Here is a 25,420-nt window from a genome sequence, read left to right as displayed (position 1 = left end):
GTTCGAGCGGGTCGCGCGGGAGGGGTGTCGCACGTTCATGCTCGGGTATCAGAGCACGGACGGGGTCCCGATCACGGTGAACGACTGGCTGCTGTCGGACGTGCTGCGTGGCGAGTGGGGGTATACGGGCACGTTGATCACGGACTGGGACAACGTGGGCCGGATGGTGTGGGAGCAGAAGGTGCAACCCGACTACGCCCACGCCGCGGCCGCGGCGGTCACCGCGGGCAACGACATGGTGATGACGACCCCGCACTTCTACGAAGGGGCATTGGAGGCCGTGGAGCGGGGGATGCTGTCGCCGGACGCGTTCGATACCGCCGTGACCCGCATCCTCACCCTCAAGTTCGACCTCGGCCTCTTCGAGAACCCCCGACTCCCCTCCGAACAGCTGCCCGCGATCGTCGGATCCCCCGCCCACGCCGAACTGAACCTCGACATCGCCCGCCGCTCCCTCGTGCTGCTGCGCAACGAGGGCGAGCTGCTGCCGCTCGCCGGCGGGTTCGCAGCGGATCGGACGGGCCGTGCGTCCGGCGGAGACCCCGCCCCGCGACGGATCGCCGTGCTGGGCCCGCTCGCGGACGACGCGCAGACGCAGCTCGGCGACTGGGCGGGCGGATCCGGACAGGCGGACTGGATCGACGGGCAACCCCGCGAGATGATCACGACCGTGCTCGACGGGATCCGCCGGCACGCCCCGGAGAACTGGAGCGTCACGCACGCGCGCGGCGCCGACATCCTCACGCTCGCTCCCGACCCGGCCGGCGCCGCCTTCCCCGACGGGCAGCCCCGCCCGCCGGTGGTGTCACCCGCCGCCGTCGACGAGCGCCTCCTCGGCGACGCCGTGACGGATGCGACGCGCGCGGACGTCGCCGTGGTCGTCGTGGGCGACCGGATCGAACTCGTCGGCGAGGGCCGCTCCACCGCGACCCTCGAGCTCATCGGCGCCCAGAACGCCCTCCTCGACGCGGTGGCCGCGACCGGGACGCCGATGGTCGTGGTGCTGATGGCGTCGAAGCCGCTCGTGCTGCCGCCGTCGGCGCGGAACGCGGAGGCGATCGTCTGGGCGGCGAACCCCGGCATGCAGGGCGGCCGTGCCGTGGCCGAGCTGCTCCTCGGACTCATCGAGCCGCAGGGCCGGCTGCCGATCTCGTTCGCCGCGCACGCCGGTCAGCAGCCGACCTACTACAACCAGATCCGCGGACAACACGGCGACCGGTACGCCGACCTCACGCAGGATCCCCCGTTCGTGTTCGGCGAGGGCCTGTCGTACACCTGGGTCGAGTACGAGGATCTCGTGCTCGACGCCGAGGAGCTCGCACGCGACGGCATGCTCGGCGCGGAGATCACGCTGCGCAACGTCGGCACCCGGCCGGTGCGCGAGACCGTGCAGGTGTACGTGAGCGACCTGATCACCTCCGCCAGCTGGACGGATCAGGAACTGAAGGCCTTCCGCCAGATCGACCTCGAGCCCGGCGAGGCGCGGCGGATCCGCATCGAGATCCCGGTCGCCGACCTCACGATCGTCGACGCCACGGGCCGGCGCGTGGTCGAACCCGGCGAGTTCGAGCTGCGGATCGCCCGCTCCAGTCGCGACGTCTGGGCACAGCGCGCCCGTTTCGCCGTGCAGTGACGCGCGATCCGGCGACGCACGGCGCCGGTGCGGGGAACGCCGATCAGGCGGCGTGCGAGACCGCGACGATGCCCTCCCAGAGGCGGCGCAGGCGGGCCACCATGTCGACCGCGTGGTCGTTGAGCCACTGCAGCTGCAGGCCGTCGGCGGCCGCCACCAGCAGGTCGACCGCGGCCGAGACATCGACCGCGGGGCCGATCGTCCCAGAGTCCTGGGCGCGATGGATGACCCCGGAGAGCCCGTCGCGCAGCCACGCGTACCGCTCGAGGAAGAAAGCGTGCGCGGGATGCTCGGGGATGCTCGCCTCGGCGGAGAACTCGACATACAGCCTCACCAGCCCGGGCACTTCAGCGTTGTGCGCGATGACGGCGAAGAAGCCCTCGATGGTCGGATCCGGCGCGAAGAACATCTCGTGGTCGCGGATGTCCCGCGCGCGCAGCACCTCTTGATACAGCTCCTCGCGCGAGGCGAAGTGATGCATGAGCCCGGCCTGGGTGAGACCGACGCGCTCGGCGATCTCACGGTTCGACGCCTTCCGGCATCCCTTCACCGCCACCACTTCGAGCGCGACGGAGAGGATCTCCTCGCGCTTCGCCGCCCCCTTGGCATACGGGCCCCGCTTCACGCATGCCAGACTACGTGTTCGCGCCCCGGTCCTCGTCGAAGGACGCCGCGCAGAGTGCGCGCCACAGCTGCCGAAGACGACCAGCCATGTCGACCTCCCTGTCCAGCAGCCACTGCACCTGCAGGCCGTCGGCCGCCACGATCATCTGTTCGGCGATGTCGGGGGCGCACGCCGCCGATCCCATCTCCCCGGACTCCTGGGCGATCCGCACGTCGCCGGTCAGCGCCTCCCGCAGAGCGGCATACCGCTGCCGGAAGAACGCGCGCGAGGGGTGCCGAGGATCTCCCGCGACCTCGGCGGAGTACTCCGCGAACAGCTGCACGAGCCCCGGCACCTGCTGGTTGTGCTCGATCACGGCGATGAATCCCGCGATGCCGACCGGTGCGCGCGCGAACAGCTCCTCGTCGTGCTCGTCACGGGCCTGGATGATCGCGCAGAACAGCTCGTCGCGGGAGCGGAAGTGGTGCATGAGCCCCGCCTGGGTCAGTCCGACCCGGCGGGCGATGTCGCCGATCAGCGCACCGCGGCCGCCGCACTCGGAGATCACCTCCAGCGCGGCATCCAGGATCTCGGAACGTCGCAGCACTCCCTTCGCGTACGAACCGCGCGCCCGCGTCTGCTCGGTCATGGCCTCCCCCTTGCCTCGTCCCGGTCGCCGACGACGACAGGGCCGAGGGACATCGATGTCCCTCGTCCCTGTCGTCGCGCTACTTCACCTTCTTGATCGGGAAGATGACGACCGCGCCTATGAGTCCTGCGACCGCGCAGAGTGTGAACCACACGGTGTAATTCGATCCGTTGGCCCCGCCCGTGCCCAGCAGCACGAAGCCTCCGATCATCGGCGCGAGGGTCTGCGGCAGCGCGTTCGCGATGTTGAGCACGCCGAGGTCCTTGCCGGAGTCGTCCGGGTTCGGGAGGACGTCGATCACGAGGGCGAGGTCGACCCCGACGTAGATGCCGTACGCCGCCCCGAGGAACAGCTCGAGGATGTAGTAGGACGGGATGTCCTGGACGAAGATCAACGCGAAGGTGCCGACCGCGAAGAGCGCCGTCGCCACCCAGACGAAGACCTTGCGCTTGCCGATCTTGTCGGAGAGCATGCCCGCGAGCCAGGCGGTGACCACCAGCGCCCCCGTGTACACCAGGGTGGTGTTCGCGATCAGGAGCCCGATCTCCTGTTCCGGGACCTTGAGGTGGTTGATCAGATACCCGAAGCGGAACGCGGTGAAGCCGAAGGACGCGAACGTGATGAGGAACCGCGACCACCATGCCAGCGCGAAGTCGGGCTCCTTCACCGGGCTGACCCAGATGGTCTGCAGGATCTCCCCGAAGCTCATCCGCGGAGGACGCACCGGGAGCACCTTGTCCGGCAGCACGAAGGCGAAGACGATCATCGCCCCGATCGCGAGGATGGACGGGATGACGAAGACGATGAAGAGGTTGAAGGAGAACCAGCCGGCGACGTAGACGCCGCCCACGATGCCGGCGTTCTGCGCGATGCCGAGCGCCGCCGTGATCTTTCCTCGCTGGAACTTCGGCACCTGATCGGCGAGAGTCGCGACGAACGGCGCGAGGGTCATGTTGGCGCCGAGCTGCGCGATCGCCCAGCCGACGGTCGCGATGAGGAGGCTCGTGCCGGTCGCCATGAAGACGAAGCCGATCGTCATGATGATCGTGCCGAGCACGATCCAGATCCGGCGTCGGCCCCATCGGCTGGTCGTGCGATCGGAGACACGGCCGAAGATGACGTTGGCGAGCGTCGCGAAGAGGGCTCCCACGCCGCCGAGGATCGCCTGGGCGGAGTTCAGGCCGGCGCCCGTGTTCTCCACGGCGCCGATGTGCTGGAGATCGAGGATCTTCAGCCCGATCCCGACGATCGCCGGGCCCAGCAGGGCCACGAAGAAGATGAACTGGGCGACGATCAGCCAGAAGACGAAACTCTTCTTCGCGGGCTCCGTCGGCTCCTGAAACCAGTGGTGCTCATGCGAGCCCAACGTCCTGCTCGCCGCGGTCATCCCGGATGGATTGCCCGCAGCGGATCCGCTGACAGAACTCATACCTGCCTCCTTTGGCCGGTCGAGGAGGAGAGCGGACGCCACACTGCGCCGCCAGGGAGCTCCGTCCCTCGTGCGTGAAAACCTATACGCTTCAGGTTTCCGCCGCAAGAAGATTTCCGCCGCACGAGGTCGCCGGGTCTCACGGCATGGTGATCACGCCGTCCGCACCGACCGTCACCGCGTTCGCCCCGAAGTCCCGGCGTCCGCGCCGGTCCATGAGCTGCGCGGCCCCTCCCGCGGGATCGGGCAGCGGGATGCCGTCCGCATGGTCGAACCGGACCGACCGCACCTGACCGGCGACCACGGTCCCGTCCGCACGCATCCGGATCGAGAGGTACGCGCCGTAACGCGTCGCCGGATCCTTGCCGAACACGCCTCCGCCGCCGAAGTTGCCGAGGCTGTAGGCGATGAGGCGGCCGTGGTACCACTCCATCCCCCGGAGCACATGAGGGCCGTGCCCGAGGACGAGGTCGGCCCCGGCGTCGACCGCCGCGTGGGCGAAGGCGACCGGATCCCCGCGATCCTCGCCGTACATGGACTCCCTGCCCGGGGTGACCACGTCGGCGTTCGGCCCCTCCGCCCCCATGTGCGCCTGCACGATCACGATGTCGGCCCGCGCCGCAGCCGCGCGGACGACCGAACGCACGTGCCGGAGGTCGGTGACGCGAGTGAAGTCCTCGTAGGGCGCGAAGCCGATCATCGCCACGGTGACCTCTCCGATCCGCGAGAGGACGATCTCGTCGCGACCCCCCACGGCGCTGATCCCCGCGGCGGCGAGAGTCGCCCGGGTGTCGTCGTAGCCGGCCTGTCCGAAATCACGGCTGTGGTTGTTCGCGAGGTTGAGGATGTCGAAGCCGCGGAGGCCGGCGACCGAGGCGGGATCGCTGCGGAAGGCGAGGCAGTCCGGATCCTTCCCGCACTTGTCGTACCCCGTGTCGGGCGAGATCGCCTGTTCGAGGTTGCCCGTCACGATGTCCTCGGTGAACCAGGGGCGCACCCGGTCGAGATGGCCGGCCCCGCCGTCGGAGGGCACCGAACGACTCGCGTCGTAGAGCAGGATGTCCCCGGTCGCGCCGATGCTCACCTCGCCGGCGTGCTGCGCGGGCCGGTACGGGGTCGTGGACGCAGGGGCGGGCAGCGCGGCCGCCCCGGTCGCGGCGATGCCGACGGCCACGAGCCCCAGCACCGCGACGGGTGTGCGCCACGGGAGGCGACGGGACGGCGACTCCGCGACGCGGTGCCCCGAGCCGCTTCTCGCGGAGGGGCGACGCCTGGGCAGATCGAACAGCCACGACAGCCTGTCGCGCGTGATCAGCGCGCCGATCCCGACGCTGACGGCGATGACCGCGGCCGTGAGGACGACGGGCAGCAGCACGGCTGCGGCCAGCTGCACCGGCCGTCCCGCGTCCGACACCGGCTGCGCCACGAGGGCATCGGCGAGCGCGAGCACCGGCATGTGGATCACGTAGATCTGCAGCGTGCGCGTGCCGAGCCAGGCCAGACCGCGCCCGAGCCGGGGCACCCTCGCCAGCAGCGGCGCCCAGGCGATCCCCGCCCCGACGCCGAGGAGGGCGAGCGCCGGCCACACCCCGGGAACATGCTCCACGCCGGTCGCCCGCACCACCGCGAAGGCGCCGAGGTAGAGCACCGCCCCCGCGCTCGCGAGCAGAGGGCGACGGCGGGCGGCGAAACCGATGATCCGTCGCGAGAAGGTCGTGCCGATGAGGAAGAAGAGCAGGTTGGCGAGCAGCGATCCGCGATTGCTCACGACGTCGACGAGTCCCGCGCCCACGACTGCCGCGAGCACCGCGGCGGCAGCCAGGGGGATCCAGGACGGCAGGCGGCGCAGTCCCTTCGCAACGAGGAAGTAGAGGGCGAGCGCGTAGAGGTACCAGGCGTTCGGCGGGCTGATCGTGATCGCCTCGACGAACTCCGCGACGGATCTCGGGATCAGGGTCGGGAAGTCGGGGAACGCCCACATCGTCACCATGTGGATGAGCGTCCAGAGGAGGTACAGATACAGGAAGCGCACGACCCTGCTGCGGAAGACCGCGGCCCAGGGCCGGGCCACGGCGTTCGCGGCGAAGCAGCCGGAGATGAGGAAGAACAGGGGCATCCGCACCGGGTAGGTGATGTCGGCGATGAGCCCCCAGGCGCCGGGGATCGGGATCCCCAGCCTCCAGTCGATCGTGAGGTAGCTCTTCATCACGACGTGCCAGAACACGACGAGGACGATCAGCAGTCCCTTGGCGGTGTCCGCCCAGTCGAGCCGGGCTCGGGGCGCCGGCCCGACAGCCGTCACGCGGCGGGTCCTGACTCGCTCGGCGCGGTGGAGCGCCGCGCCGTTTCCTGCTCCTCATCCTGAGCCGGCGGTTGTGCGGCATCCAGGAGCTCGGCGATCAACCCGGTGTAGTCGAGACCCGTCGCCGCGTACATCAGCGGCACCTGGGAGAGCTCGGTCATCCCCGGTGTCGTGTTCACCTCGTTGAGCACCGGGCCTTCGGCGGTGAGGAAGAAGTCGAAGCGCGCGACCCCGGCGCACCCCAGCGCGTCGTAGAGCCGCGTCGCCGCCGAGCGGACGGCCGCCTCGTCGGCGGCACCGATCGGCGCGGGCACCGTGAAGCGCGCGCTGCCGTCGTACTTCTCCGTGGCCCCGAACACGTCCCCGGGCGCTACGGAGATCTCGAGCGTGGCGCCGACGCGCAGCCCTCCGCGCCGGTCACGGAAGACGGCGACGTCGATCTCCCGGCCGGTGACGTACTCCTCGATCAGCACCGGATCCCCGAAGGCTCTCGCTCGGTCGACGGCGTCGACGACCCCATCGGGTTCCGCGACGACGAAGACCCCGTTGCTGGATCCGCTGCTCGCGGGCTTCACGACGAAGGGCGGAGTGAGGCCGTCGGTCACCACATCGGGTCCGGATCCGGATCCGGATCCGATGAGACGCGCGCTCGCCGTCGCGATCCCGAGCGACGCGGCGAGCAGCTTCGTGGCGTGCTTGTCCATCCCCAGGGCGCCGGCCCGGACCGGAGATCCCGCGAAGGGGACTCCGCACAGCTCGAGCAGCCCCGCGATCGAGCCGTCTTCCCCGCGGGCTCCGTGCAGCACGGGGAACGCGACGTCGCAGCCGGTGAGGAGCTCGACCGCGCAATGGGCGGGCAACGCGACGTCCTGCTCGTCCCGCCAGGTGCCGTCCTCGTCGATGGTGAGCGGGACGGCGGTGTGCCTCAGCGTGCGGACAGCGCGCGTGACGCCGGCCGCGGACGCGAGGGAGACCGCGTGCTCGTCATTCGCGCCGCCTCCGATGACGGCGATCCGGTGGCGGGTGTGCTGAGGCATCGTGGCTCTCCTGGTGGGGACGTGGGACGGGGGGATGCGTCGAGGGTGCGACGGATGCGGGAGGCGCGGGCGCCGACGCCGGTCACGATCTCGTGCTCGATCGTGCGCGCCCAGGCGGCCCACTCGGCGACGGTCGGCTCCCCGTCCCGGCCGGGACCGAAGACCGTGACGCGCTCGCCGGGCCGCAGCAGCAGGTCGCCGGTGTCGACGACCACCATGTCCATCGAGAACCTGCCCACCAGCGGTCGTCGCTCGCCACGCACCAGCACCTCCGCCCGCCCCGAGGCCGCGCGCGGGAGCCCGTCGGCGTAGCCGAGCGGCAGCAGCGCCAGACACGTGCGGGAAGGGGTGACGAAGTCGTGGCCGTAGCCGACGCCGGTGCCCGCCGGGGCCTCACGGGAGGACACGACCGTCGAGGTCAGCGTCAGCGCGGGCCGCAGGTCGTCGGTGGTGCGGGACGGATCGATGCCGAAGAGGCCGGCGCCGATGCGATGCAGGTCGTACCCGGCCGCCGTGCCGGTGAGCGTCGCGGCCGTGGCGGCGAGGTGCAGGAGATGCGGGCGCAGGCCGCGCCGACGTGCGGTCCGGATCGCGTTCTCGAACACCAGGCGCTCGCGCACGTTCTGCTCGTTCCGCGGGTCGTCGGCACAGGACAGGTGTCCCATCACGCCCACCACACGCAGGGCTCCCGCGGCCTCCTGCGCGCGTGCGAAGGCGCACAGCGTCGCCCACTCGCGCGGCGGGCAGCCGTCGCGGCCCGTGCCGACGTCGATGTGCAGATGAAGACGGGCCCGGATCCCCATCGCACGCGCTGCCCCGGCGATCGCGAAGAGCAGCTCGAGGTGGGGGACCGCGAGATCGATGCGCGCGCGCAGCGCCGACTCGACGTCGGCGTCGGGCGTGTTGAGCCAGCTCAGGATCGGAGCGTCGACGCCCGCTCGACGCAGCGCGAGCGCCTCATCGATGCTGGTCACGCCGATCGACCCCGCACCCGACTCGAGCACCGAGGAGGCGATGTCCCCGTGCCCGAACGCGTCCGCCTTGAGGACCGCCATCAGCCGTCCACCGGTCAGGGCATGGAAGCGCGCGGTGTTGTCGCGGAGCGCATCCTCGTGGACGACGAGTTCCGAAGCGGGCGATCGCATGGTTCGAGTCAACCGACGCCGGGGTTGCCGGGGCGTATGCGGTTATCGATATGCGGACGATATGCGCACGCCCCCGGACGGCCGTGTGCCTCCGGTGCCGTCGGCGCCGGGAGCCGGAGCACGCGCCCCGCTGTTAGTCCTCGCCCAGCGACAGCTCGCGTCTCGTGCGGATGCGATAGGGGGAGTACGGGACCTACGACTCAGACGCACTTCGCCTTGCCGTCTCACGCCTCGACAAAGGCATCGCCTGAGGCGCGTCGGGTCTTGTTCCGTTCCACAGCCTTGCGGAGATCGCGTCGCGCATCGCTCCGCATGTTGCGGGACGCCATGATGTACGGCGCCGATCCGAATCATGCAGACCTCCGTGGAGCGGAGCTCATCGATGTGGATCTCACTGAGGCGATCTGGGATGACGGGACTTTTAGCCCGTGGACTTCGACCCACCGGACGCGATGCGTCGACGCAGCTGCTCGTGGACCCTCATATGCCTCGTGCTCATGAGAGCGAGAGTGAGAGTCGCTCGCCCCTATGTGCGGGTCAGGTGGAATCCGCCGAAACTGACGCTAGAGTAATTATCGGCGAATCTGGCAAAGTGCCCGAAGCGCACATTCGTATATTTGGGCGAGCGAATGATCCAGGGGCAGGGTCATCGCCGCGCTCACGACATTGCCCCTGATCGATTTGGATTCACGTACGTATTGGTAGCTGTTTCTGTAGCCGTTGCAGATCGCCGATGGCGACCTCCGCGAACGAGCCACGCATTGCAATCAGGTCACCACCGCACACTCCCCGTGCAATATCGACACCTGTGATATAGCGCTATCGTGTCGATGTCGCCGTCCCCGTCCGGAGATTTGGCTCTGATACGCGGCAGCTCTCGAGGACATCGATTCAGTTACGGCTTCCCAGGAGCCGAGCCGCGCCCTTCCCTGCAATAGCTCCGCCCGCACCACCCCGGACGGGAATCACTTCCATCCATAGCTTAGTGATCAGATGCCACAACTGATCCTGCCAGAAGTGTTGGTTCGAGCATTCCCAACTGGTGTCGCTTGCCGGGCAGATGAGGATCCCGCGGCATTCGGCCATTCGGTTGTTGCGAGTGCAAGGGGAGTCTTTTCAGCACCGGCTGAAACGATCGCAAATACCCACTCGTCTGAACCAAGATGTCGAGGCAGACCTCTCGATAACCAGTCGTCAACCAAGTTCAGAAACGCCACACTAGAAGTAGCACGGTAAAAATGAGCGAGATCACGCTATATATACAGAGAACGGTGCCGAAGACTATTCGACGCGCATCTTTCCCCTGTATCGGATGATCGCTGTCAGAGAACCAAGCCTTGCGAGACCTCCCAGCCCTTCCGATCAATGTGCATCCTCCCCACGCCCCCAATACCGCGCCGACTGTCAAGGCAATCACTAGCGGCACAAACATCGCTCCAGTTCGAACGACAATTGCGGGGCCGATGCTCGCCACATGGGCACTCTCGCGATGTGTGTTCAGCGAGGCATATGCTAGCAATATTGCTCCGAGAAGAACTTGCCCCATTGCAATGCTGATCGCATAAAGAGTCGGCAGCCGCGAGCCGTCGCGAACCAGTCCTGCCTGGATGAGGTTTTCCCGTACTCGACGCCTAAAGGTGAGCATCACGATTCCTGAAGCGATCAAGATTGCTCCAAAGAATGCAAACATCGTAAGAATTTTCACACCTTCTTTCACATGAATCTGCAAGAGCTCTCATCTTGATGTCACCATCCACACTGTGCCGGCTACCGCCGAGACACCATTCGAGACAAATGGGAGTGCGACCGCAGTAGGAGCGAATATGCCGGCAGTATAGAGCCAGCCTGCCCAGCACTCCACCGGCCCCCTGGCCGACGGCTGGGCATACGCCCGCTTCTACCCCTCCGAGAGCGACCGCCGCCAGACCCTAACCAGCTGGCTGCACTTCTGCAATCACCACAGGGTCCACTCCGCAATCGGAGCCCCACCCATCAGCAGACTCAACAACCTGCCTGAACATCACACCTGGTCCTCGCCCAGCGACATCGGCCTCGCCACGACCCGGCGGCGGTCGCGCACCCACACCCGACCGCTCTCGCGGTGCTCGGCACGGGTGGTGAACCGGTAGCGATAGGCGACGGCGCGCACCTGCGCGGGCCGCGCGCCGTCGAACGGATCGTGCCGCAGCAACCGGAGCGTCGGCGGATCCGCCTCGAGCAGTCGCACCAGCAGCATCGCGAACCAGTCCTCGTACAGGCGCCCGAGCGGCAGGAACCACATCAGCCAGTCCAGACGCAGATGGTAGGGCGCGAACTGCGCAGGGACCCGGTGCAGATCCCCGGGCTTGCCCTTGAATCCGTACTCGCGCCACTGCCCGCCGACCGGATCCGGATCCGCGTCGGGCAGCATCGTGCCCTCGACGACGATCTCGATCCGCTCCTTGGTGACCGTGCCGAACGCGCCATAGGCGTTCGCGAGCTGCCAGCGGTTGAACGAGGCGTTCATCGCCTGCCGACGCGAGAACAGGTTGCGCACCGCGGGAGCCGAGAGCCACACGTACAGCGCTCCGACGCCGGTCGTCACGACGACCCAGGGCAGCCATTGCCCGCCGATGATCCACGGCGGCGCGGTGACCGCATGGCGCGGGGAGCCCGAGGGGATCCCGACGGCCGAGAACGCGAGCACGATCGTCGCCCAGTTCAGCCACGCGAAGTTGCCGGTGGACACGAGCCACAACTGGGTCGCGATCACGACGCCGGCGCCCGCGGCCCCGATGATCGCGGGGACGGGGCCCGGGATCCAGAGTCCGAGGATCGGCGCGAGCAGCAGCCACGGGGCGGCAAGCTGGGCGACGTGGTTGCCGACCACCTCGAGCCGGTGGAACCACCGCGGCAACAGGTGCGCCTGCCGGCTGAGCGGGCCGGGCATGGGCTGGGTCTCGTGGTGGTACATGAGCGCGGTGAGGTCGCGCCACTCACTCCCCCCGCGGATCTTGATCATGCCGGCGCCGAATTCGAGCCGGATCACGAGCCACCAGAACAGCACGATCACGACCGTCGGCGGCGGCTCGGAGGCGGATCCGAGGAACGCGGCGAGGAACCCCGCCTCGAGCAGCAGCATCTCCCAGCCGAAGCCGTAGAAGGTCTGCCCTATCGACGAGATCGACATGTACCCGAGCCACAGCAGCAGGAAGCACGCCATCGGCACCCAGGGCGGCGCCAGCTGCGGGAGGCCCACCACGAGCGTCGCCGACAGCACGATCCCTGCGACGCACAGTGCGACGAGCCGCCGATCGGTGTACCGGATGCGCAGGAACAGGGTCGGGCGCAGCAGCCGTCGGGCGCGAGCGGAGTTCCCCGCCCAGGCGAGCAGCTCGGGCGCGGGCAGCAGCCCGTGCTCGCCGAGCAGCGCGCGGAACTGGTTCAGCGTGCTGACGAACGCGACGAGGTAGAGCGCTGCGATGCCCCGCTGGAGCACCTCCCGCGCGAAACCGAAGTCGACCGCCGCGAAGCCGTCCATACCGGAAGGCTACGCGCGGCCCGCGGATCCGGACAGGACGACGATATCCGCCCACCACGCAGGGCCAGCGGTGCTCGCCGGTCGCGGCGTGCGGCGATCCGTCCGGATTCGACGCAGACCACGACCAGCGAGCAGAGTGGCCCGGCGGCGGACGTCAGAGCTGCGCCAGGAGCTCCTTCATCTCGGCGATCTCCGCGGTCTGCGCGGTGATCACCGTGGCCGCGAGGGCGAGGGCGAGGGGGTCCTGGCCGTCCGCCGTCTCGCTGCGGGCCATGGCGACCGCGCCCTCGTGGTGCACGATCATCTGCTGCAGGAACAGCTTCCCGGCCTCGCCGCCCGGCGCCGCCTCGAGCGCCGCCATGTCGGCCTCGCTCATCATGCCGTCGCCGTGGCCCATGGATCCGGGCGCCGCCGACGGCACTCCCCAGTCGGCGAGCCAGCCCCGCATGGTGGCGATCTCAGGAGCCTGCGCGGCCTTGATCCTGGTGGCGAGATCGGTGACGCGGGCGTCGACGCCGGTCTTGGCGAGGAGCATGTCGCTCATGTCGATCGCCTGCTGGTGGTGGTCGATCATCATGGTCGCGAACATCGCGTCGGCGTCGTTCGCGGATCCCTGGGTCGTCCCGGCCCCGGGAGCGGTCGCGCCGTGCGACATCCCGGACATCCCGGAGTGATCGGTCGAGGGAGCGCAGGCGGTGAGGGCGACCCCGGCGAGGGCGATGGTGCCGATCGCGAGGGCGCGGGGGAGGGTGCGGATGGTCATGGTCTCTCTGCTTTCGTCGTCGATGACGCGCCTCGCCGGACGGCGGGCGCGGAGTCGTTCGGGGGCATCCGCCGGATCAGGGATCACGGGGGCGCACCGGCGTCGACTCATCTGCGACTGATGCAGAGCACGGAGATGCTCGGAGGGCGCGGATCCGCCGGGTCGTTCGCCGCGGAGGCGACGACGGGCGCGGCGGGCGCAGGCCGGAGGTCCTCCGCGGGAGGCCCCGGCACCGCGGCGGGAGCGACCGGGGCCAGCACGCACGATGACGCCATCGCGGCGTGCTCGGCGCAGTCCGCGCAGCCGTGCGCGGGGGCGGCGAGCGCGGGGTGATCCGCGGACGCGGCGCTGCTCCCGGACGACGGCTGCGCGGGCGCGGCGACCGCCGGATGCTGCGCCTCGTCTGCGGCGAGTCCGACGGGGACGGCGCCGGCCATCGGCACGTGGTGCGGGGAGGTCTCCCCCGCCGCCATCGGCGCCCCGTGACCGGCGAGCACGTGCATGCCGAGCAGGCCGGCGATCACGGCGGCGACGATCAGCAGGATCCGCAGCGACCACGCCGGCGACGTGCCGCGGTCCTGGATCCCATACCCCACGGGGGTAGAGCATACCCGCTCGACTCCCGTGGGTATGGGATCCCGGACTGTGCGACGGCGTTTCGCCTCGGTCGGCCGCTGCGCGCCCGTCCTCGCTCAACGACCCCGAAAGTGCCGGCTCACTTCTGCACCCAGTCGAACTGGCCGCCGTACTTCTGGATCCAGGCGTCGATCGCCTGAGTCTCCTTGCCCTCGCCGAACTGGTTCACGACCATGTCCTCGAGCGAGCCGTACTGGGCGTCGTCGAGCGTGATCTGCCCGATCAGCTTCGCCGCGTCCGGGTGCTTCTCAGCGAAGCCCTTCGCGCCGAGGAAGTGCAGCCCCTCGGGCTTGCCCATCGCGCCCTTCGGATCCTTGAGGTCCTTCACGGGGAACGCGCTGTTGGCCCAGAACGGACGCCACAGGGTGACCGCGATGTCCTGCTTCTTGTCGGTCGCCGATTTCAGTTCGGTGAGCATCGCCGCGGTCGACGACGTGACCAGCTGGTACTCGCCGTCGAGGCCGTACTCGGGCATCATCTTCTGGGTCTGACCGGTCAGGCCCGCCCCGGGCTCGATGCCGATGATCTTGCCGTCGAACCGGGATCCCGCGCCCTTGAGCTGATCGATCGAGTCGATGTCGGTGTAGGTCGGCACGGCGATCGTGAGACGGGCGTTGTCGTAGTAGGTGCCGAGGTCGTCGATCGAGCCCTGGTACTTGTCCCTGTACGCCTTCTGGGTGACCTCGGGCCAGGCCGACGGGAAGACGTCCACATCGCCCTGCGACAGCCCCGCGTACAGCGGGCCGGCATCGGAGAGCGTCTGCATCTTCACGGCGTAGCCGAGCTTGCCGAGCTGGTCCTGCAGCAGATACGCGGTGCTCAGTCCGTCGGTCCAGCTGGGCAGGAACCCGATGGTGATCGTGCCCTTGTCGCCCTTGCCCGCGTCGTTCGCCGGGGCCTTGCCCGCCATCTCCAGCGTGCCGCCGGCGCCGTCGCTCGCGCATCCGGCGAGGGCGAGCACGGCCGCGACGCCGAGCGCCGCGAGAGTGGTGATCCTGCTCTTACGCATGCTGCAGCTCCTTCTCCTCGGCGGGTGCTTCCGGGCTCTGGTCGACCACGACCGTCGATGCGGCCAGGCGACGCGCGGCGCGACGACGCGCCAGCATCCCGAGCAGCGAGTCGGGGTGCTCGCCGAGCGACCCGAGCGACGCGGTGACCCGGTCGAGGAAGACCGCGATCAGCACGACGCCGAGACCGGCCTCGACGCCCTTGGCGATGTTGACCGTCGAGATCGCCTCGACCACGAGCTTGCCGAGACCGTCGGCCCCGGCCATGCCCGCGATGACCGCCATCGACAGCGCGAGCATGATGACCTGGTTGACGCCGGCGAGGATCGTCGGCATCGCCAGCGGCAGCTGGATCCCGCGCAGGATCTGGGCCGGTGTGGCGCCGAACGACTGCCCGGCCTCGACCGTCTCGGAGTCCACCCCGCGGATGCCGAGCTCGGTGAAGCGCACGCCCGGGGGCAGGGCGAAGATGACCGTGGCCACGAAGCCCGGCACCACGCCGATGCTGAAGAACACGATCGCGGGGATCAGGTAGACGAAGGCGGGCATCGTCTGCATGAAGTCGAGCACGGGCTTGAGCACCGCACGGACGGTGGCGTTGCGCGCCGACCAGATCCCCAGCGGGATCGCGATCAGCACGGTGACGAGACCCGCGACGAGCACGAGCGCGAGCGTCTGCATCGCGGGGACCCACAGGCCCATCGCGACGATCACGCCGAACGAGAGCACGGTGCCGATCGCCAGCTTCCACGAGCGCACCAGCCAGGCGATGAGCGCGGCGACGATGATGACGACGTAGAACCAGGGCATCAGCAGCAGGAAGCTCAGACCGTCGACGAGGAACGACACGACGGTCGAGACGACGTGCAGCAGGCCGTCGAGGTTGGCCTTGATCCAGTCCACCGCGACGGCGACCCAGGATCCGATGGGAAGGACGTTCATCGGGTGACCTCCTCGGTCGGCGCGTCCGGCGTGGTCGGCGAGGCTCCCGCGGCGGGGGCGGTCCACCCGTCGTCGAGCACGGCGTCGACCTCCGCCTGCGGCAGCGGCAGCACCGGCAGGTTGATCTCGCCCGTGGCGCCGGCACCGGGGCCGAGGGCAGCGAGCAGGGTGATGCGCGGGATGACGCCGACGAGGCGCCCCTCCGCGTCTGCCACGGCGAGCGGCAGCGGCGACTCCACGGCGGGGATGAACAGGTTCATCAGGATCTCGTCCTCGTCGACCACCTGGGCCGCGGGCTTGAGCACCGAGGTGATCCTGCTCTCGCCGCGACGGATCAGCTTGACGACGTCGCGGTCGGTGACGATGCCGACGAGCTTGCGATCGCGGCCGACGACGTAGGTCGCGGACATGAACGCATCGCGCATCTGCTTGAGCGCGGTGCGCGGTCCGGCGTTCTCGGAGACCACCGGACGCGGGCGCTCCATGACGTTCGCGGCGGTGAGCACGCGGGCGCGATCGACGTCCTGCACGAACTGCTCGACGTAGCTGTTCGCGGGATCGGTGAGGATGTCCTCCGGCGTGCCGATCTGCACGATGCGGCCGTCGCGCATCACCGCGATCCGGTCGCCGAGGAACATCGCCTCGTTCAGATCGTGCGTGATGAACACGATGGTCTTCTGCAGCTTCTGCTGCAGTTCGAGCAGCTGCTCCTGCATCTCGCGGCGGATGAGCGGATCCAGTGCGCTGAAGGCCTCGTCCATCAGCAGGATGTCGGTATCGGCGGCGAGCGCACGGGCGATGCCGACGCGCTGCTGCATGCCGCCGGAGAGCTCGGACGGCAGCTTCTCCCCCTGCCCGTCGAGGCCGACGAGGGTGAGGATCTCCGCGGCCTTGGCGAGACGCTCGGCCTTGCCGACGCCCTTGAGCTCGAGCGGGTACGCGACGTTCGCGGCCACGGTGCGGTGCGGCAGCAGGGCGAAGTGCTGGAACACCATCGACACGCGGTCGCGGCGGATCTCGCGCAGCCGCGAGGCCGGGATGCCGGTGATCGGGTCGCCGGCGACGAGGACGGAGCCGTCCGTCGCCTCGTGCAGCCCGTTGAGCATGCGGATGATGGTGGACTTGCCGGATCCGGACAGTCCCATGATGACGAAGATCTCACCGCGGTTGACGGTGAAGCTCGCGTCGATGACGGCGGCGGTGCCGGCGTCGGCGACCTCGGATCGGCTCTCCCCGGCCTTCAGCCTGCGGATGGCCTGGTTCGGGTTCCTCCCGAACACCTTGAACAGATGACGCGCTTCCAGAGCGGTTTCGGACACGTTTCCCCCGCGGCCTCACCCCGGTGGGGAGGCCTGCATCGGTCTCGCCCGGGTGATGATCACAGGGCCGTTTCGAAGGGAGCCATGCCGGCGGCGCAGGAGGAGGATTTCGGATCCTCGACAGAGATCATCGACCGTACGCCCACGCCTCTTCGTGCACAGCAGAATCGAAAGAAGGACGCAGCCGCGGACTGGTCTTGGGGCCGTAAGGCCCGCATTCCAACGTAACGACATCCTGATCCGGAGGCAAATCCGCGGCCGAGGACCGAGGGGCGGGGGTCGCGTCCGGATCCGTCGATGCCCCGTCGGGCACGGCCGCAGGGCGGTCAGCGCCGGACCGACCTCGTCACCGTGAACTTCGGGGTGCGGACGAGCTGCACGGTCTCGCCGACCGCCGCCGACAGCGCCCGGCGATGGTCGAGATGCGAGTTGAACACGGTCCACACCTCCCCGCCCGGACGCAGCATCTGCGCGGCCGCGCCGATGAGGCGATGCCCGGCCCCCTCGTGCACACTCGCACCCAGGTGGAACGGCGGATTCAGCAGCACGAGATCCACGGAGCCGTCCGGGATCCCGGATCCGGCGTCGTCGAGCGTCACGGTCACGCGATCGGCCACGCCGTTCGCCGCCATCGTGGCGCGCGCCGAGCCCACCGCGGCCGCCGACCGGTCGGTCGCGACGACCCGCGCCCCGGGGATCGCGAGGGCCAGCGACGCGGCGAGCGCGCCCGTGCCGCAACCGAGATCGACGGCCGTGAAACCGTCACCGCGGTCGAGGGCGACGAGCTCCGCCGTACGGTCGCGCATCACGTCGAGCAGCACCCGGGTGCCGATGTCCACTCGGTCGGCGGCGAACGCCCCGCCGTGCGCGCACAGGGTGAGCCCGAACTCGGGGTGGGTCGTCGACATCGGGAACGGCGCATCCTGCGACACCGGACGCGGCTCGGACGCGACGATCAGGCGCGACTTGCGCTCGCCCCGCTGCGGCTGCACCCGCGCGAAGAACCGTGCGAGCACCTCGTTCTGCGCCAGGGTCATGTGCTTCACCCGGCCGCCGGCGAGCAGCACCGCATCGGGCGCCGCCCAGCGCGCGACCGCGTCGGCGATCTCCTCGAGCTCGGCGAGCCCCTTGGGCAGCTGCAGGAGCACCAGCCGCGCGCCGTTCAGCAGCTCCGCGTCGAGCTCGTGCGGCGCGTACCCGCTCAGCCCGAGCGCATCGGCGTTGCGGGTGAGGGCGCGGCGTCCGGTGACCGGATCCTGGTGCACGCGCACGCCGTCGAGCCCGGCCGCGACGAGCGGGAGCGTGAGCGCGCCGTACCCGTCGCCGATCACGGCGACCGCGGATCCGTCGATGCCTCGGTGCGCGGCGTCCGCCAGGGCCGCAGCGACGAGCAGCTCATCCGTCGCGTCCCAGGCCTGGAGGTTCGGCGCCTCGACGTCGGGGAACCGGCGCAGGCGCGCAAACGGGAACTCGGGCACCCGCCCAGCGTACGCGGGCCCCTCCGAGTCGTCTCCCTGAGCACGGTCAATAGGTCGTGCTCAGGGAGACGACTCGGAGGGGCGGAGCGATCCGGATCCGATTCCTTCCCCGCGCACAGCCCCGACGGGGATACTGGATCCTGATGAGCGCAACGTTGACCGTCACCCAGGTCGTCCTCCCCACCGCCCCCGTCGGATCCCCCAATCCCCTCCCCGCGATCGCCGCCATGCCCCAGGCGCCCTACGAGGCCGCCACCGACGGGCTGCCCGCCGAGATGGCGGCGAACATCCGGTACGGACATGTCTCCACGATCCACCCCTATCTGATCCAGGACGGCTACGACCGCGACCGCTCCCCGGCGCCGATGCGCGTCGCGGTGCTCGAGAACGATCAGGTGCGCGCCGAGTTCGCCCTCGACCTGGGCGGCCGCCTCGTGCGCCTCCTCGACAAGACGACCGGCCGCGACCTGGTGTATCGCAACGCCGTGCTGCAGCCCGCCAACCTGGCCCTGCGCGACGCCTGGTTCTCGGGCGGGGCCGAGTGGAACATCGGCATGCGCGGGCACTGGCCGCTCACCGCCGATCCGCTCTACGCCGCCGAGATCACCGGTGCCGACGGCGAGCCGATCCTGCGCCTGTGGGAGTACGAGCGGGTGCGCGGACTGATCCTGCAGATCGACGCGACCCTCGAGGGCGCGGCCCTGCACGTGCGCGTGCGGGTGCGCAACCCGCGCGATCGCGAGACCGGGATGTACTGGTGGACCAACATCGCCGTCGCCCAGACGGCGCAGAGCCGGGTGTTCGCCCCCGCGGCCCACGCGTACATGACGGGCTACGACGGCACCCTCGGGCGGGTCGACCTGAACGCGGCCGACCCGCGCTTCCCCGCCACCGCGCCCGCCGCGGCGGATTACTTCTTCGACCTCGCGCCGGGACTGGCGACGGCGGAGGTCGGCGACGCCCCTGCGACGCGCCCCTGGATCGCCGCCGTCGACGGCGACGGCTCCGGCCTCGCGCACGTGTCGACCGCGCCCCTCATCGGGCGCAAGCTCTTCGTCTGGGGCGATACCCCGGGCGGGCGACGCTGGTGCGACTGGCTGGGCGGCGAGACCGGCGCCTACTTCGAGATCCAGGCCGGGCTCGCGGCCACGCAGTACGAGCACCTGCGGATGCCGGGCGGCGCGACCTGGGAGTGGACCGAGACGTTCCTGCCGCTGCAGCTCTCGGATCCGCGCCTCGACGGCGACTGGGACGAGTCCGTCGCCGAGGTGGGCGGACAGGTGCTGCGCGCCGCCGACGCCATCGGATCCGCCGGCGTCGCGCGGCTCGAGGCCGCCGCCGACATCGCACCGGACGCGCTGCTCTCGGTCGGGTCGCCGTGGGGCGCGCTCGAGCACGAGCTCGCCGCTCGCAGCGGTTCCGCCTTCGCCGCCCCCGCCGGGGTGCGCTTCGTACGCGACGGCGAGGAGGGCGCGTACTGGGCCGCGCTGCTCGACGCCTCTGCGGCGCGGGCCGAAGCCGGTGGCACGGCGCCCGACGGATCGGGAGGCCACGGGAGCATCGTTGAGCCCGACCCGCTGGAGGCCCCCGCGTCCTACGTCACGGGCGACGAGTGGGATCATCTGCTCGCCGAGGCGCCCTCCACCTGGCTGACCCACTACCACCGCGCCGTCGCCGCGCACGCCCGCGACGAGCACGGCACCGCGATCTCGCACTACGAGGCGTCGCTGCGGCATCGGCGCAGCCCCTGGGCGCTGCGCGGGCTCGGGATGGCGCTGCGCCAGTCGGACGGCGGCACCGCCGCGCAGGCGCAGGGCATCAACCGGCTCGCCGAGGCGCGCGACCTCGCGCCCGACCTCGCACCGCTGACGCTCGAGCTCGCCGAGGCCCTGCTCGCCGACGGGCGGGCCGAGGAAGCAAGCACGCTCCTCACGACGCTGCCGGCCGAGCTGCGCGCCCTCGGGCGCTTCAAGGTCGTCGAGATCCGCGCCGCCCTCGCCCTCGGGGATACGGAGACCGCGGGCCGGATCCTCGAGGAGCAGTTCGATGTGCCGAACCTCCGCGAGGGCGAGCTGAGCATGTCGGCGCTGTGGCACGAGGCGTTCCCCGGCCGCCCCGTGCCGTCCTGGTATGACTTCGAGATGGCACCGGAGGGCGCGGAGGGCTGATCGCCGGCGCGGCTCGCCGTGAACGATACTGCGGGAGCGAGGTCCCGGGATGCCCGGCCCGGCCAGCGGCCCCGGCCGCCGCCCTTCACCCGTGATCGAGGTCGTCGAGCAGCTGCACGGCGGCGGCCGCATAGGCGCCGATCCAGCGGTCGTGGATCCGCTTGATCGGCAGCGGCGCGAGGGTGAGGTGTCGTTCGCGACCCTCACGTCGGCCCATCACCAGCTCCGCCCGCTCCAGCACGCGCAGATGCTGAAGCACCGTCGTGCGGTCGAGCTCGGAGAACCGCGCACACAGCTCGCCGGTGGTGCACGGCCGCTCGCGCAGCACATCGAGCATGCGCCGGCGTACCGGGGCGGCGAGCGCCTTGAAGACGAGATCGTCGTCCTCCGTTCCCTCCCCGTGAGACATGTTGTAATCTTACAACATGTCTCACGTCGAAATCGCTGCGGACATGGCTCCGCTCACAGAGCTCTCCTTCTCCGTCTCCGGTCGCGTCTCCCGCCCGCCGGCCGAGGTCTACGAGGCCGTCGCCGACCCGGCGCAGCTCTCCCGCTACTTCACCACCGGCGGCGCTCAGGGCCGTCTCGAACCCGGCGTCGAGGTGACGTGGGACTTCGCCGACTTCCCGGGCCGGTTCCCGGTCGAGGTCGTGGAGGCCACGGCCCCCGAGCGCATCGTGATCGAGTGGGCCGCCGCCCCCGGCAGCAACGACACCGGCACCACGCGCACTGTCTTCGAGTTCGCCCCGATCGACGGCGGCACCCGCACCCTGGTCACCATCACGGAGTCGACCTGGCGGGCGACCGCGGGCGGCGCCAAGAGCGCGTTCGGCAACTGCGAGGGCTGGACGGGGATGCTGGCCGCGCTCAAGGTCTTCCTCGAGCACGGCATCAATCTGCGCGAGGGCTTCTACAAGTAGCCCTGGATCCCTCGCCGCGCGCGGGGCAGCGTGCCCGGCGAGCGACCGCCCGTCCCGCAGCCCCTCACCCCCGCATGCGCGGATCCTCCGTCGGATCGCGGAACATCGGCGGGCATCCCGCGTCGACCGCAGAGGGACTGAGCTCGAAGTGCCAGGCCTCGTTGTCATAGGTGCGGCACAGGCCGAACTGCGCGCCGTGGCGGTTCAGCCAGTCGGCGGCGTCGTAGGGCGAGATGTCGACCGCCTCCCCCTTCACGTGCTGCGACGTCTCGGGGGTGCCGACCCAGCGCGCGGCCTCCTCCGCCGAGCCGTAGGTGCGCACCGCGTCGCGCAGCAGCCAGGCCTGGTACGCCTTCGACCGCCAGCCTCCGCCGACGCGCAGATCCAGGCCGTCCTCGGCGGCGGCCGCGTGCGCGCGGTCGAGCGCCTCGCGGAGAGCCGGGTCCAGCCGCGCGACGGCCGGGGCCGCCGTGTCGGACAGGGCGAGCGAGTCCCCGTCGGCGATGTAGCCGTCGTCGGCGGTGGGCTGTCCTCCGCTGCGCGCGACGACGGATCCCGCCTCACCGGTGCCGCTCGGATAGTCGGGCCGCGTCGCGACCGCCGCGGTGACCACCGCAGCGGCGATGCCGGCGACGATCGCCGCCAGCACCAGCAGCGTGGCGACGAACCGGAACAACCGGGGGCGGCGTGCGGCATGCCGGGGCGCGGCGGGGCGGGCGCCGACCGGCGCGGCCGGATCCAGGATCCCGTCCGGCGCGGCGCCGGGACGCAGGGTCTCATTCGGTCTCGTCGTGGTGTCCATGCCCCCACTCCATCGGCGCGGACGTTGCCGCACCGTACGCGCTTTCGCATACGCTCCCGATACACGCCGATGCGTAGGGTGCGACTATGTCCCTCTCCTCTCCTCCGCGGTGGCCTGCCCTCGCCTCGCGGCGTCATCGTCCGTCGCCGCGCCACGGCGCGCTGACCGCCTTCACCGCGCGACCCACTATGCGAACGGCGCTCCCGCGCACCGCTCACGACGGTTCCGGACCGCATCCCCGGCCTAGGCTTCTCGCATGCGCGTGCTGATCGTGGAGGACGAACCCGCCCTGGCGGGAGCGGTGCGCGATGGGCTGCGACTCGCGGCGATCGCGGCGGACACCGCGGGCGACGGGCACCTCGCCCTGGAGCTGCTGGACATCAACTCCTACGACGTCGCGGTACTGGACCGGGACATCCCGGGCCCCAGCGGCGACGACATCGCGCAGGCGATCGTCGCCTCCGGATCCGGCCTGCCCATCCTCATGCTCACGGCGGCCGATCGCCTCGACGACAAGGCGAGCGGCTTCGAGCTCGGCGCCGACGACTACCTCACCAAGCCGTTCGAGATGCGCGAGCTGATCCTGCGGATCAGGGCGCTGGCTCGGCGCGCCCCGCGATCGACACCGCCCGTGCACGAACTGGCGGGGATCCGGCTCGACCCGTTCCGTCGCGAGGTGTACCGCGACGGGCGCTACGTCGCCCTCACCCGCAAGCAGTTCGCCGTGCTGCAGGTGCTCGTCGAGGCGGGTGGCGGGGTCATCAGCGCCGAGGAGCTGCTCGAGCGCGCCTGGGACGAGAACGCCGACCCGTTCACGAACGCGGTGCGGATCACCGTGTCGGCGCTGCGCAAGCGGCTCGGCGAGCCCTGGGTGATCCTCACCGTACCGGGCGCCGGCTACCGCATCGACGTCGACGGCGCCCGCGACGCGACGACGGCCGAGGATACGACGCTGCCGGAGCGTGCCGGGAATGCCTGAGGCCCCGTCGAGCTCCGCGCTCCCGCCCCGCCCGGCCCGCGCCGGCGGGCTCTCGGTGCGATGGCGGCTGACGCTCAGCTATGCGGCGCTCGTCGCCGTGACCGGAGCCGTGCTGCTCGGCGTCGTCGCGCTCTGGCTGCTGCGCTACGTGCCCGACGGCACCGTCTACAACACCGACCCGATCGACGGCACGAGCTGGGCGCCGAACCGCAGCGACATCATCCGCGCGTTCGTGCCGCCGGCGACGTGGGCGCTGCTCGGACTCATCGCGATCGGCGTGCTCGGCGGCTGGCTCCTCGCGGGGCGCGTGCTGCGCCCGCTCGCGCTCATGGCCGAGACCGTTCAGGCCGTGGGCGACGGCGACCTGGACGCGCGGATCGCCCTACCGGGCCGGGACGACGAGTTCCGTCGCCTCGCCGACGTCTTCGACGGCATGCTCGATCGCATCCAGCACGACGTGCAGCGGGAACGACGGTTCGCCGCGAACGCGTCGCACGAGCTGCGCACCCCGCTCGCGATCACCCGGGCGGTGCTCGACGTGGCCGAAGCGGATCCGGATCCGGATGTCGTGCAGCTGCTCGGGCGCCTCCGTGCCGCGAACGAGCGGGCCATCGCGCTGACCGAGGCGCTGCTGCTGCTCGCCCGGCTCGACGCGCGGCCGCCCGCGCGCGTCCCGGTCGATCTCTCGCTCGCCGCGGAGGGCGCCGTCGAGCTGCTGCACGAGGTCGCCGCCTCACGCGAGGTGCGGCTCGACGCGACGGGCGACCCGGTCATCGTCCGCGGGGATGCGGCGCTCCTCGATCAGCTCGCCCTGAACCTGGTGCAGAACGCGCTCGTGCACAACCTGCCCTCGGGCGGATCCGCCACCGTGCGCACGCTCCGTCTCGGCGGACAGGGCGCGCTCGTCGTCGAGAACACCGGAGACCGGCTCGACCCTGCCGTGGTCGCGACGCTGGTCGAGCCGTTCCAGCGCGGCGCCGGGCGCGCCCGCGACGGCGCGCACGGCGGATCCGGTCTGGGGCTGGCGATCGCCGGCTCGATCGTCGAGGTGCTGGGCGGATCCCTCGCGCTGACCGCCAGGCCCGACGGCGGCCTGCGCGTCGAGGCGACCTTCCCGCTGGCCTGAGATCCGGATTCAGCGCTGCTCTGCCGCGGCCTCGAACCGCTGCGCGCCGATCACCGACAGCAGCTGCAGCTTCTGCCAGCCCTCCGTGCGCGGCGAGGCCGTGAGCACGAGCAGCGCCTGCGACTGGTCCTCCGTGAAGAGCGCCTGGCAGTCGAGCTCGATCGGGCCGAGCTCGGGGTGCACCAGGGTCTTGTGGTCCTCGAAGCGGAAGGCGACCTCATGCCGCTCCCAGAGCGCGGCGAACTCCGGGCTCTCCGCCTGCAGCGCGCGCACGAGCTCGCCCGCCCGCGACCGGGCCCCCATCGCGCCGTACGCGGCCCGCAGCCCCGCGACCTGGGCGCGGGCGTGGCGCTCGTGATCGGCCTCGGGATAGACCGCACGGGCGCCGGGGTCGGTGAACCACCGGTAGACGTCGCTGCGGGCGAGCCCGGTGCGCGCCGACGGATCGCCGAGCAGCGCCTGCGCCATCCGGTTGGCGACGAGCGTCTCGCCCAGATTGGACAGCACGAGCGCGGGGGTGTCGTCGAGACGGTCGAGCACCCGGAGCAGGGCCGGCGCGACGTGCGGCAGCGTGCGGTGCCGGTCCGGCGCCGAGTGCCCCGCGGTGCGGAACAGGTAGTCGCGCTCGTCGGCGGTGAGCCGCAGGGCCCGGGCGAGGGCCGCGAGCATCTGCTCGCTCGGCTGCGGGCCGCGCCGCTGCTCCAGGCGCGTGTAGTAGTCGACGGACATGCCGGTCAGCTGCGCGACCTCCTCGCGGCGCAGGCCCGGCGCCCGGCGGCGCGCACCGGCGTGAAGGCCCACGTCGTCCGGACGCAGCGCCTCCCGGCGGCGGCGCAGGAAGTCGGCGAGGGCGATGCGGTCCATGCGTCCATTCTCCGGCGGCGGCGGATCCGCAACCAGGGATCGCGGATCCCCCGATCGTCCGGTCTCTTATCGCCGGAGCGGATCCCGCCGAGCCTGG

At 70.7% G+C, this 25,420-nt stretch carries 22 protein-coding genes and 1 pseudogene; 6 read left to right on the top strand and 17 right to left on the bottom strand.

The window, feature by feature from the left end:
- Window positions 1–1,633: glycoside hydrolase family 3 C-terminal domain-containing protein (locus tag J8G10_RS10750; protein WP_251444332.1), on the top strand; the 1,633-nt coding region annotated here is incomplete at its 5' end.
- A gap of 43 nt (window positions 1,634–1,676) precedes the next feature.
- Here the strand turns inward: J8G10_RS10750 and J8G10_RS10745 are convergent.
- The 7 genes from J8G10_RS10745 to J8G10_RS10715 form a co-directional block, all read right to left on the bottom strand.
- A complete protein-coding gene (locus J8G10_RS10745; RefSeq protein WP_251444330.1) occupies window positions 1,677–2,258 on the bottom strand; it encodes a TetR/AcrR family transcriptional regulator in 582 nt (193 codons plus the stop codon).
- Between the two features lie 10 nt (window positions 2,259–2,268).
- Window positions 2,269–2,886: a TetR/AcrR family transcriptional regulator gene (locus J8G10_RS10740; RefSeq protein ID WP_251444328.1), complete on the bottom strand. Its 618-nt coding sequence runs from the start codon at window positions 2,884–2,886 to the stop codon at window positions 2,269–2,271.
- Between the two features lie 79 nt (window positions 2,887–2,965).
- A complete protein-coding gene (locus J8G10_RS10735; RefSeq protein ID WP_251444327.1) occupies window positions 2,966–4,315 on the bottom strand; it encodes an MFS transporter in 1,350 nt (449 codons plus the stop codon).
- A 139-nt stretch (window positions 4,316–4,454) separates the two neighbouring features.
- The gene (locus J8G10_RS19565) at window positions 4,455–6,617 is read right to left on the bottom strand and encodes a CapA family protein (protein WP_251444325.1); all 2,163 of its coding nucleotides are present in this window, start codon (window positions 6,615–6,617) and stop codon (window positions 4,455–4,457) included.
- On the bottom strand, window positions 6,614–7,654 hold the full coding sequence (locus J8G10_RS10725) for a D-alanine--D-alanine ligase (RefSeq protein ID WP_251444323.1): 1,041 nt from the start codon (window positions 7,652–7,654) through the stop codon (window positions 6,614–6,616). Before J8G10_RS10725 ends, J8G10_RS19565 begins: the two co-directional genes overlap by 4 nt.
- Window positions 7,543–8,799 carry an alanine racemase gene (alr, locus tag J8G10_RS10720; RefSeq protein ID WP_251444321.1) on the bottom strand — a complete coding sequence of 419 codons (1,257 nt, stop codon included), beginning with the start codon at window positions 8,797–8,799 and terminating at the stop codon, window positions 7,543–7,545. The genes J8G10_RS10725 and alr overlap by 112 nt, the downstream gene beginning before the upstream one ends.
- Before the next feature lie 1,204 nt (window positions 8,800–10,003).
- The gene (locus J8G10_RS10715) at window positions 10,004–10,528 is read right to left on the bottom strand and encodes a hypothetical protein (protein WP_251444319.1); all 525 of its coding nucleotides are present in this window, start codon (window positions 10,526–10,528) and stop codon (window positions 10,004–10,006) included.
- A 139-nt stretch (window positions 10,529–10,667) separates the two neighbouring features.
- Here J8G10_RS10715 and J8G10_RS19400 point away from each other — a divergent pair.
- A pseudogene (locus J8G10_RS19400) lies at window positions 10,668–10,823 on the top strand (IS481 family transposase); the annotation flags it as partial.
- On the opposite strand, the gene J8G10_RS10705 reads toward J8G10_RS19400, so the two are convergent.
- The 7 genes from J8G10_RS10705 to J8G10_RS10675 form a co-directional block, all read right to left on the bottom strand.
- Window positions 10,820–12,319 (bottom strand): lipase maturation factor family protein, encoded by a 1,500-nt coding sequence (locus J8G10_RS10705; RefSeq protein WP_251444317.1) that lies wholly within the window; start codon window positions 12,317–12,319, stop codon window positions 10,820–10,822. The pseudogene J8G10_RS19400 and the gene J8G10_RS10705 sit on opposite strands and share 4 nt — an antisense overlap.
- 154 nt (window positions 12,320–12,473) lie before the next feature.
- The gene (locus J8G10_RS10700) at window positions 12,474–13,082 is read right to left on the bottom strand and encodes a DUF305 domain-containing protein (RefSeq protein WP_251444315.1); all 609 of its coding nucleotides are present in this window, start codon (window positions 13,080–13,082) and stop codon (window positions 12,474–12,476) included.
- 107 nt (window positions 13,083–13,189) lie between these two features.
- Window positions 13,190–13,678, bottom strand: coding sequence for a hypothetical protein (locus J8G10_RS10695; RefSeq protein WP_251444312.1), 489 nt, complete (start codon window positions 13,676–13,678; stop codon window positions 13,190–13,192).
- A gap of 119 nt (window positions 13,679–13,797) precedes the next feature.
- Entirely contained in the window at window positions 13,798–14,727 is a 930-nt protein-coding gene (locus tag J8G10_RS10690) for a glycine betaine ABC transporter substrate-binding protein (RefSeq protein WP_251444309.1), read from the bottom strand.
- The gene (locus J8G10_RS10685; RefSeq protein WP_251444306.1) at window positions 14,720–15,667 is read right to left on the bottom strand and encodes a proline/glycine betaine ABC transporter permease; all 948 of its coding nucleotides are present in this window, start codon (window positions 15,665–15,667) and stop codon (window positions 14,720–14,722) included. Before J8G10_RS10685 ends, J8G10_RS10690 begins: the two co-directional genes overlap by 8 nt.
- Window positions 15,664–16,986, bottom strand: a complete 1,323-nt coding sequence (locus J8G10_RS10680; RefSeq protein WP_251444293.1) for a glycine betaine/L-proline ABC transporter ATP-binding protein — start codon at window positions 16,984–16,986, stop codon at window positions 15,664–15,666. The genes J8G10_RS10685 and J8G10_RS10680 overlap by 4 nt, the downstream gene beginning before the upstream one ends.
- Window positions 16,987–17,312: 326 nt before the next feature.
- Window positions 17,313–18,464 (bottom strand): methyltransferase, encoded by a 1,152-nt coding sequence (locus J8G10_RS10675; RefSeq protein WP_251444291.1) that lies wholly within the window; start codon window positions 18,462–18,464, stop codon window positions 17,313–17,315.
- A gap of 143 nt (window positions 18,465–18,607) precedes the next feature.
- Here J8G10_RS10675 and J8G10_RS10670 point away from each other — a divergent pair, with 143 nt between their 5' ends.
- Window positions 18,608–20,632, top strand: a complete 2,025-nt coding sequence (locus tag J8G10_RS10670) for a DUF5107 domain-containing protein (protein ID WP_251444289.1) — start codon at window positions 18,608–18,610, stop codon at window positions 20,630–20,632.
- Window positions 20,633–20,717: 85 nt separating this feature from the next.
- On the opposite strand, the gene J8G10_RS10665 is transcribed toward J8G10_RS10670, so the two are convergent.
- Window positions 20,718–21,041, bottom strand: coding sequence for a helix-turn-helix transcriptional regulator (locus J8G10_RS10665; RefSeq protein WP_251444286.1), 324 nt, complete (start codon window positions 21,039–21,041; stop codon window positions 20,718–20,720).
- Window positions 21,042–21,057: 16 nt separating this feature from the next.
- Here J8G10_RS10665 and J8G10_RS10660 point away from each other — a divergent pair, with 16 nt between their 5' ends.
- Window positions 21,058–21,552 (top strand): SRPBCC domain-containing protein, encoded by a 495-nt coding sequence (locus J8G10_RS10660; protein ID WP_251444284.1) that lies wholly within the window; start codon window positions 21,058–21,060, stop codon window positions 21,550–21,552.
- A 64-nt stretch (window positions 21,553–21,616) separates the two neighbouring features.
- Here the strand turns inward: J8G10_RS10660 and J8G10_RS10655 are convergent, their stop codons facing one another.
- On the bottom strand, window positions 21,617–22,354 hold the full coding sequence (locus J8G10_RS10655) for a M15 family metallopeptidase (protein ID WP_251444282.1): 738 nt from the start codon (window positions 22,352–22,354) through the stop codon (window positions 21,617–21,619).
- A gap of 256 nt (window positions 22,355–22,610) precedes the next feature.
- Here J8G10_RS10655 and J8G10_RS10650 point away from each other — a divergent pair, with 256 nt between their 5' ends.
- A complete protein-coding gene (locus J8G10_RS10650; RefSeq protein ID WP_251444279.1) occupies window positions 22,611–23,333 on the top strand; it encodes a response regulator transcription factor in 723 nt (240 codons plus the stop codon).
- The gene (locus J8G10_RS10645; protein ID WP_251444277.1) at window positions 23,326–24,459 is read left to right on the top strand and encodes a HAMP domain-containing sensor histidine kinase; all 1,134 of its coding nucleotides are present in this window, start codon (window positions 23,326–23,328) and stop codon (window positions 24,457–24,459) included. Before J8G10_RS10650 ends, J8G10_RS10645 begins: the two co-directional genes overlap by 8 nt.
- Before the next feature lie 9 nt (window positions 24,460–24,468).
- Here J8G10_RS10645 and J8G10_RS10640 read toward each other — a convergent pair whose 3' ends face one another.
- Window positions 24,469–25,323, bottom strand: a complete 855-nt coding sequence (locus J8G10_RS10640; RefSeq protein ID WP_251444274.1) for a helix-turn-helix transcriptional regulator — start codon at window positions 25,321–25,323, stop codon at window positions 24,469–24,471.
- Between the last annotated feature and the right edge of the window lie 97 nt (window positions 25,324–25,420).

Source organism: Microbacterium sp. USTB-Y, assembly GCF_023703415.1.
Lineage (GTDB): Bacteria > Actinomycetota > Actinomycetes > Actinomycetales > Microbacteriaceae > Microbacterium.
The sequence above is the reverse complement of the archived record's forward strand: the minus strand, read 5'-3'. Positions and strand labels throughout refer to the sequence as shown.

Bases quoted from the DNA above. Each gene is read 5' to 3' on its own strand.
- J8G10_RS10645 (WP_251444277.1), top strand. From the start codon at position 23,326: ATGCCTGAGGCCCCGTCGAGCTCCGCGCTCCCGCCCCGCCCGGCCCGC.
- J8G10_RS10705 (WP_251444317.1), bottom strand. From the start codon at position 12,319: ATGGACGGCTTCGCGGCGGTCGACTTCGGTTTCGCGCGGGAGGTGCTC.
- J8G10_RS10690 (WP_251444309.1), bottom strand. From the start codon at position 14,727: ATGCGTAAGAGCAGGATCACCACTCTCGCGGCGCTCGGCGTCGCGGCC.
- J8G10_RS10665 (WP_251444286.1), bottom strand. From the start codon at position 21,041: ATGTCTCACGGGGAGGGAACGGAGGACGACGATCTCGTCTTCAAGGCG.
- J8G10_RS10725 (WP_251444323.1), bottom strand. From the start codon at position 7,654: ATGCCTCAGCACACCCGCCACCGGATCGCCGTCATCGGAGGCGGCGCG.
- J8G10_RS10670 (WP_251444289.1), top strand. From the start codon at position 18,608: ATGAGCGCAACGTTGACCGTCACCCAGGTCGTCCTCCCCACCGCCCCC.
- J8G10_RS10655 (WP_251444282.1), bottom strand. From the start codon at position 22,354: ATGGACACCACGACGAGACCGAATGAGACCCTGCGTCCCGGCGCCGCG.
- J8G10_RS10660 (WP_251444284.1), top strand. From the start codon at position 21,058: ATGTCTCACGTCGAAATCGCTGCGGACATGGCTCCGCTCACAGAGCTC.
- J8G10_RS10740 (WP_251444328.1), bottom strand. From the start codon at position 2,886: ATGACCGAGCAGACGCGGGCGCGCGGTTCGTACGCGAAGGGAGTGCTG.
- J8G10_RS10640 (WP_251444274.1), bottom strand. From the start codon at position 25,323: ATGGACCGCATCGCCCTCGCCGACTTCCTGCGCCGCCGCCGGGAGGCG.
- J8G10_RS10735 (WP_251444327.1), bottom strand. From the start codon at position 4,315: ATGAGTTCTGTCAGCGGATCCGCTGCGGGCAATCCATCCGGGATGACC.
- J8G10_RS10685 (WP_251444306.1), bottom strand. From the start codon at position 15,667: ATGAACGTCCTTCCCATCGGATCCTGGGTCGCCGTCGCGGTGGACTGG.
- J8G10_RS10700 (WP_251444315.1), bottom strand. From the start codon at position 13,082: ATGACCATCCGCACCCTCCCCCGCGCCCTCGCGATCGGCACCATCGCC.
- J8G10_RS10650 (WP_251444279.1), top strand. From the start codon at position 22,611: ATGCGCGTGCTGATCGTGGAGGACGAACCCGCCCTGGCGGGAGCGGTG.
- alr (WP_251444321.1), bottom strand. From the start codon at position 8,799: ATGCGATCGCCCGCTTCGGAACTCGTCGTCCACGAGGATGCGCTCCGC.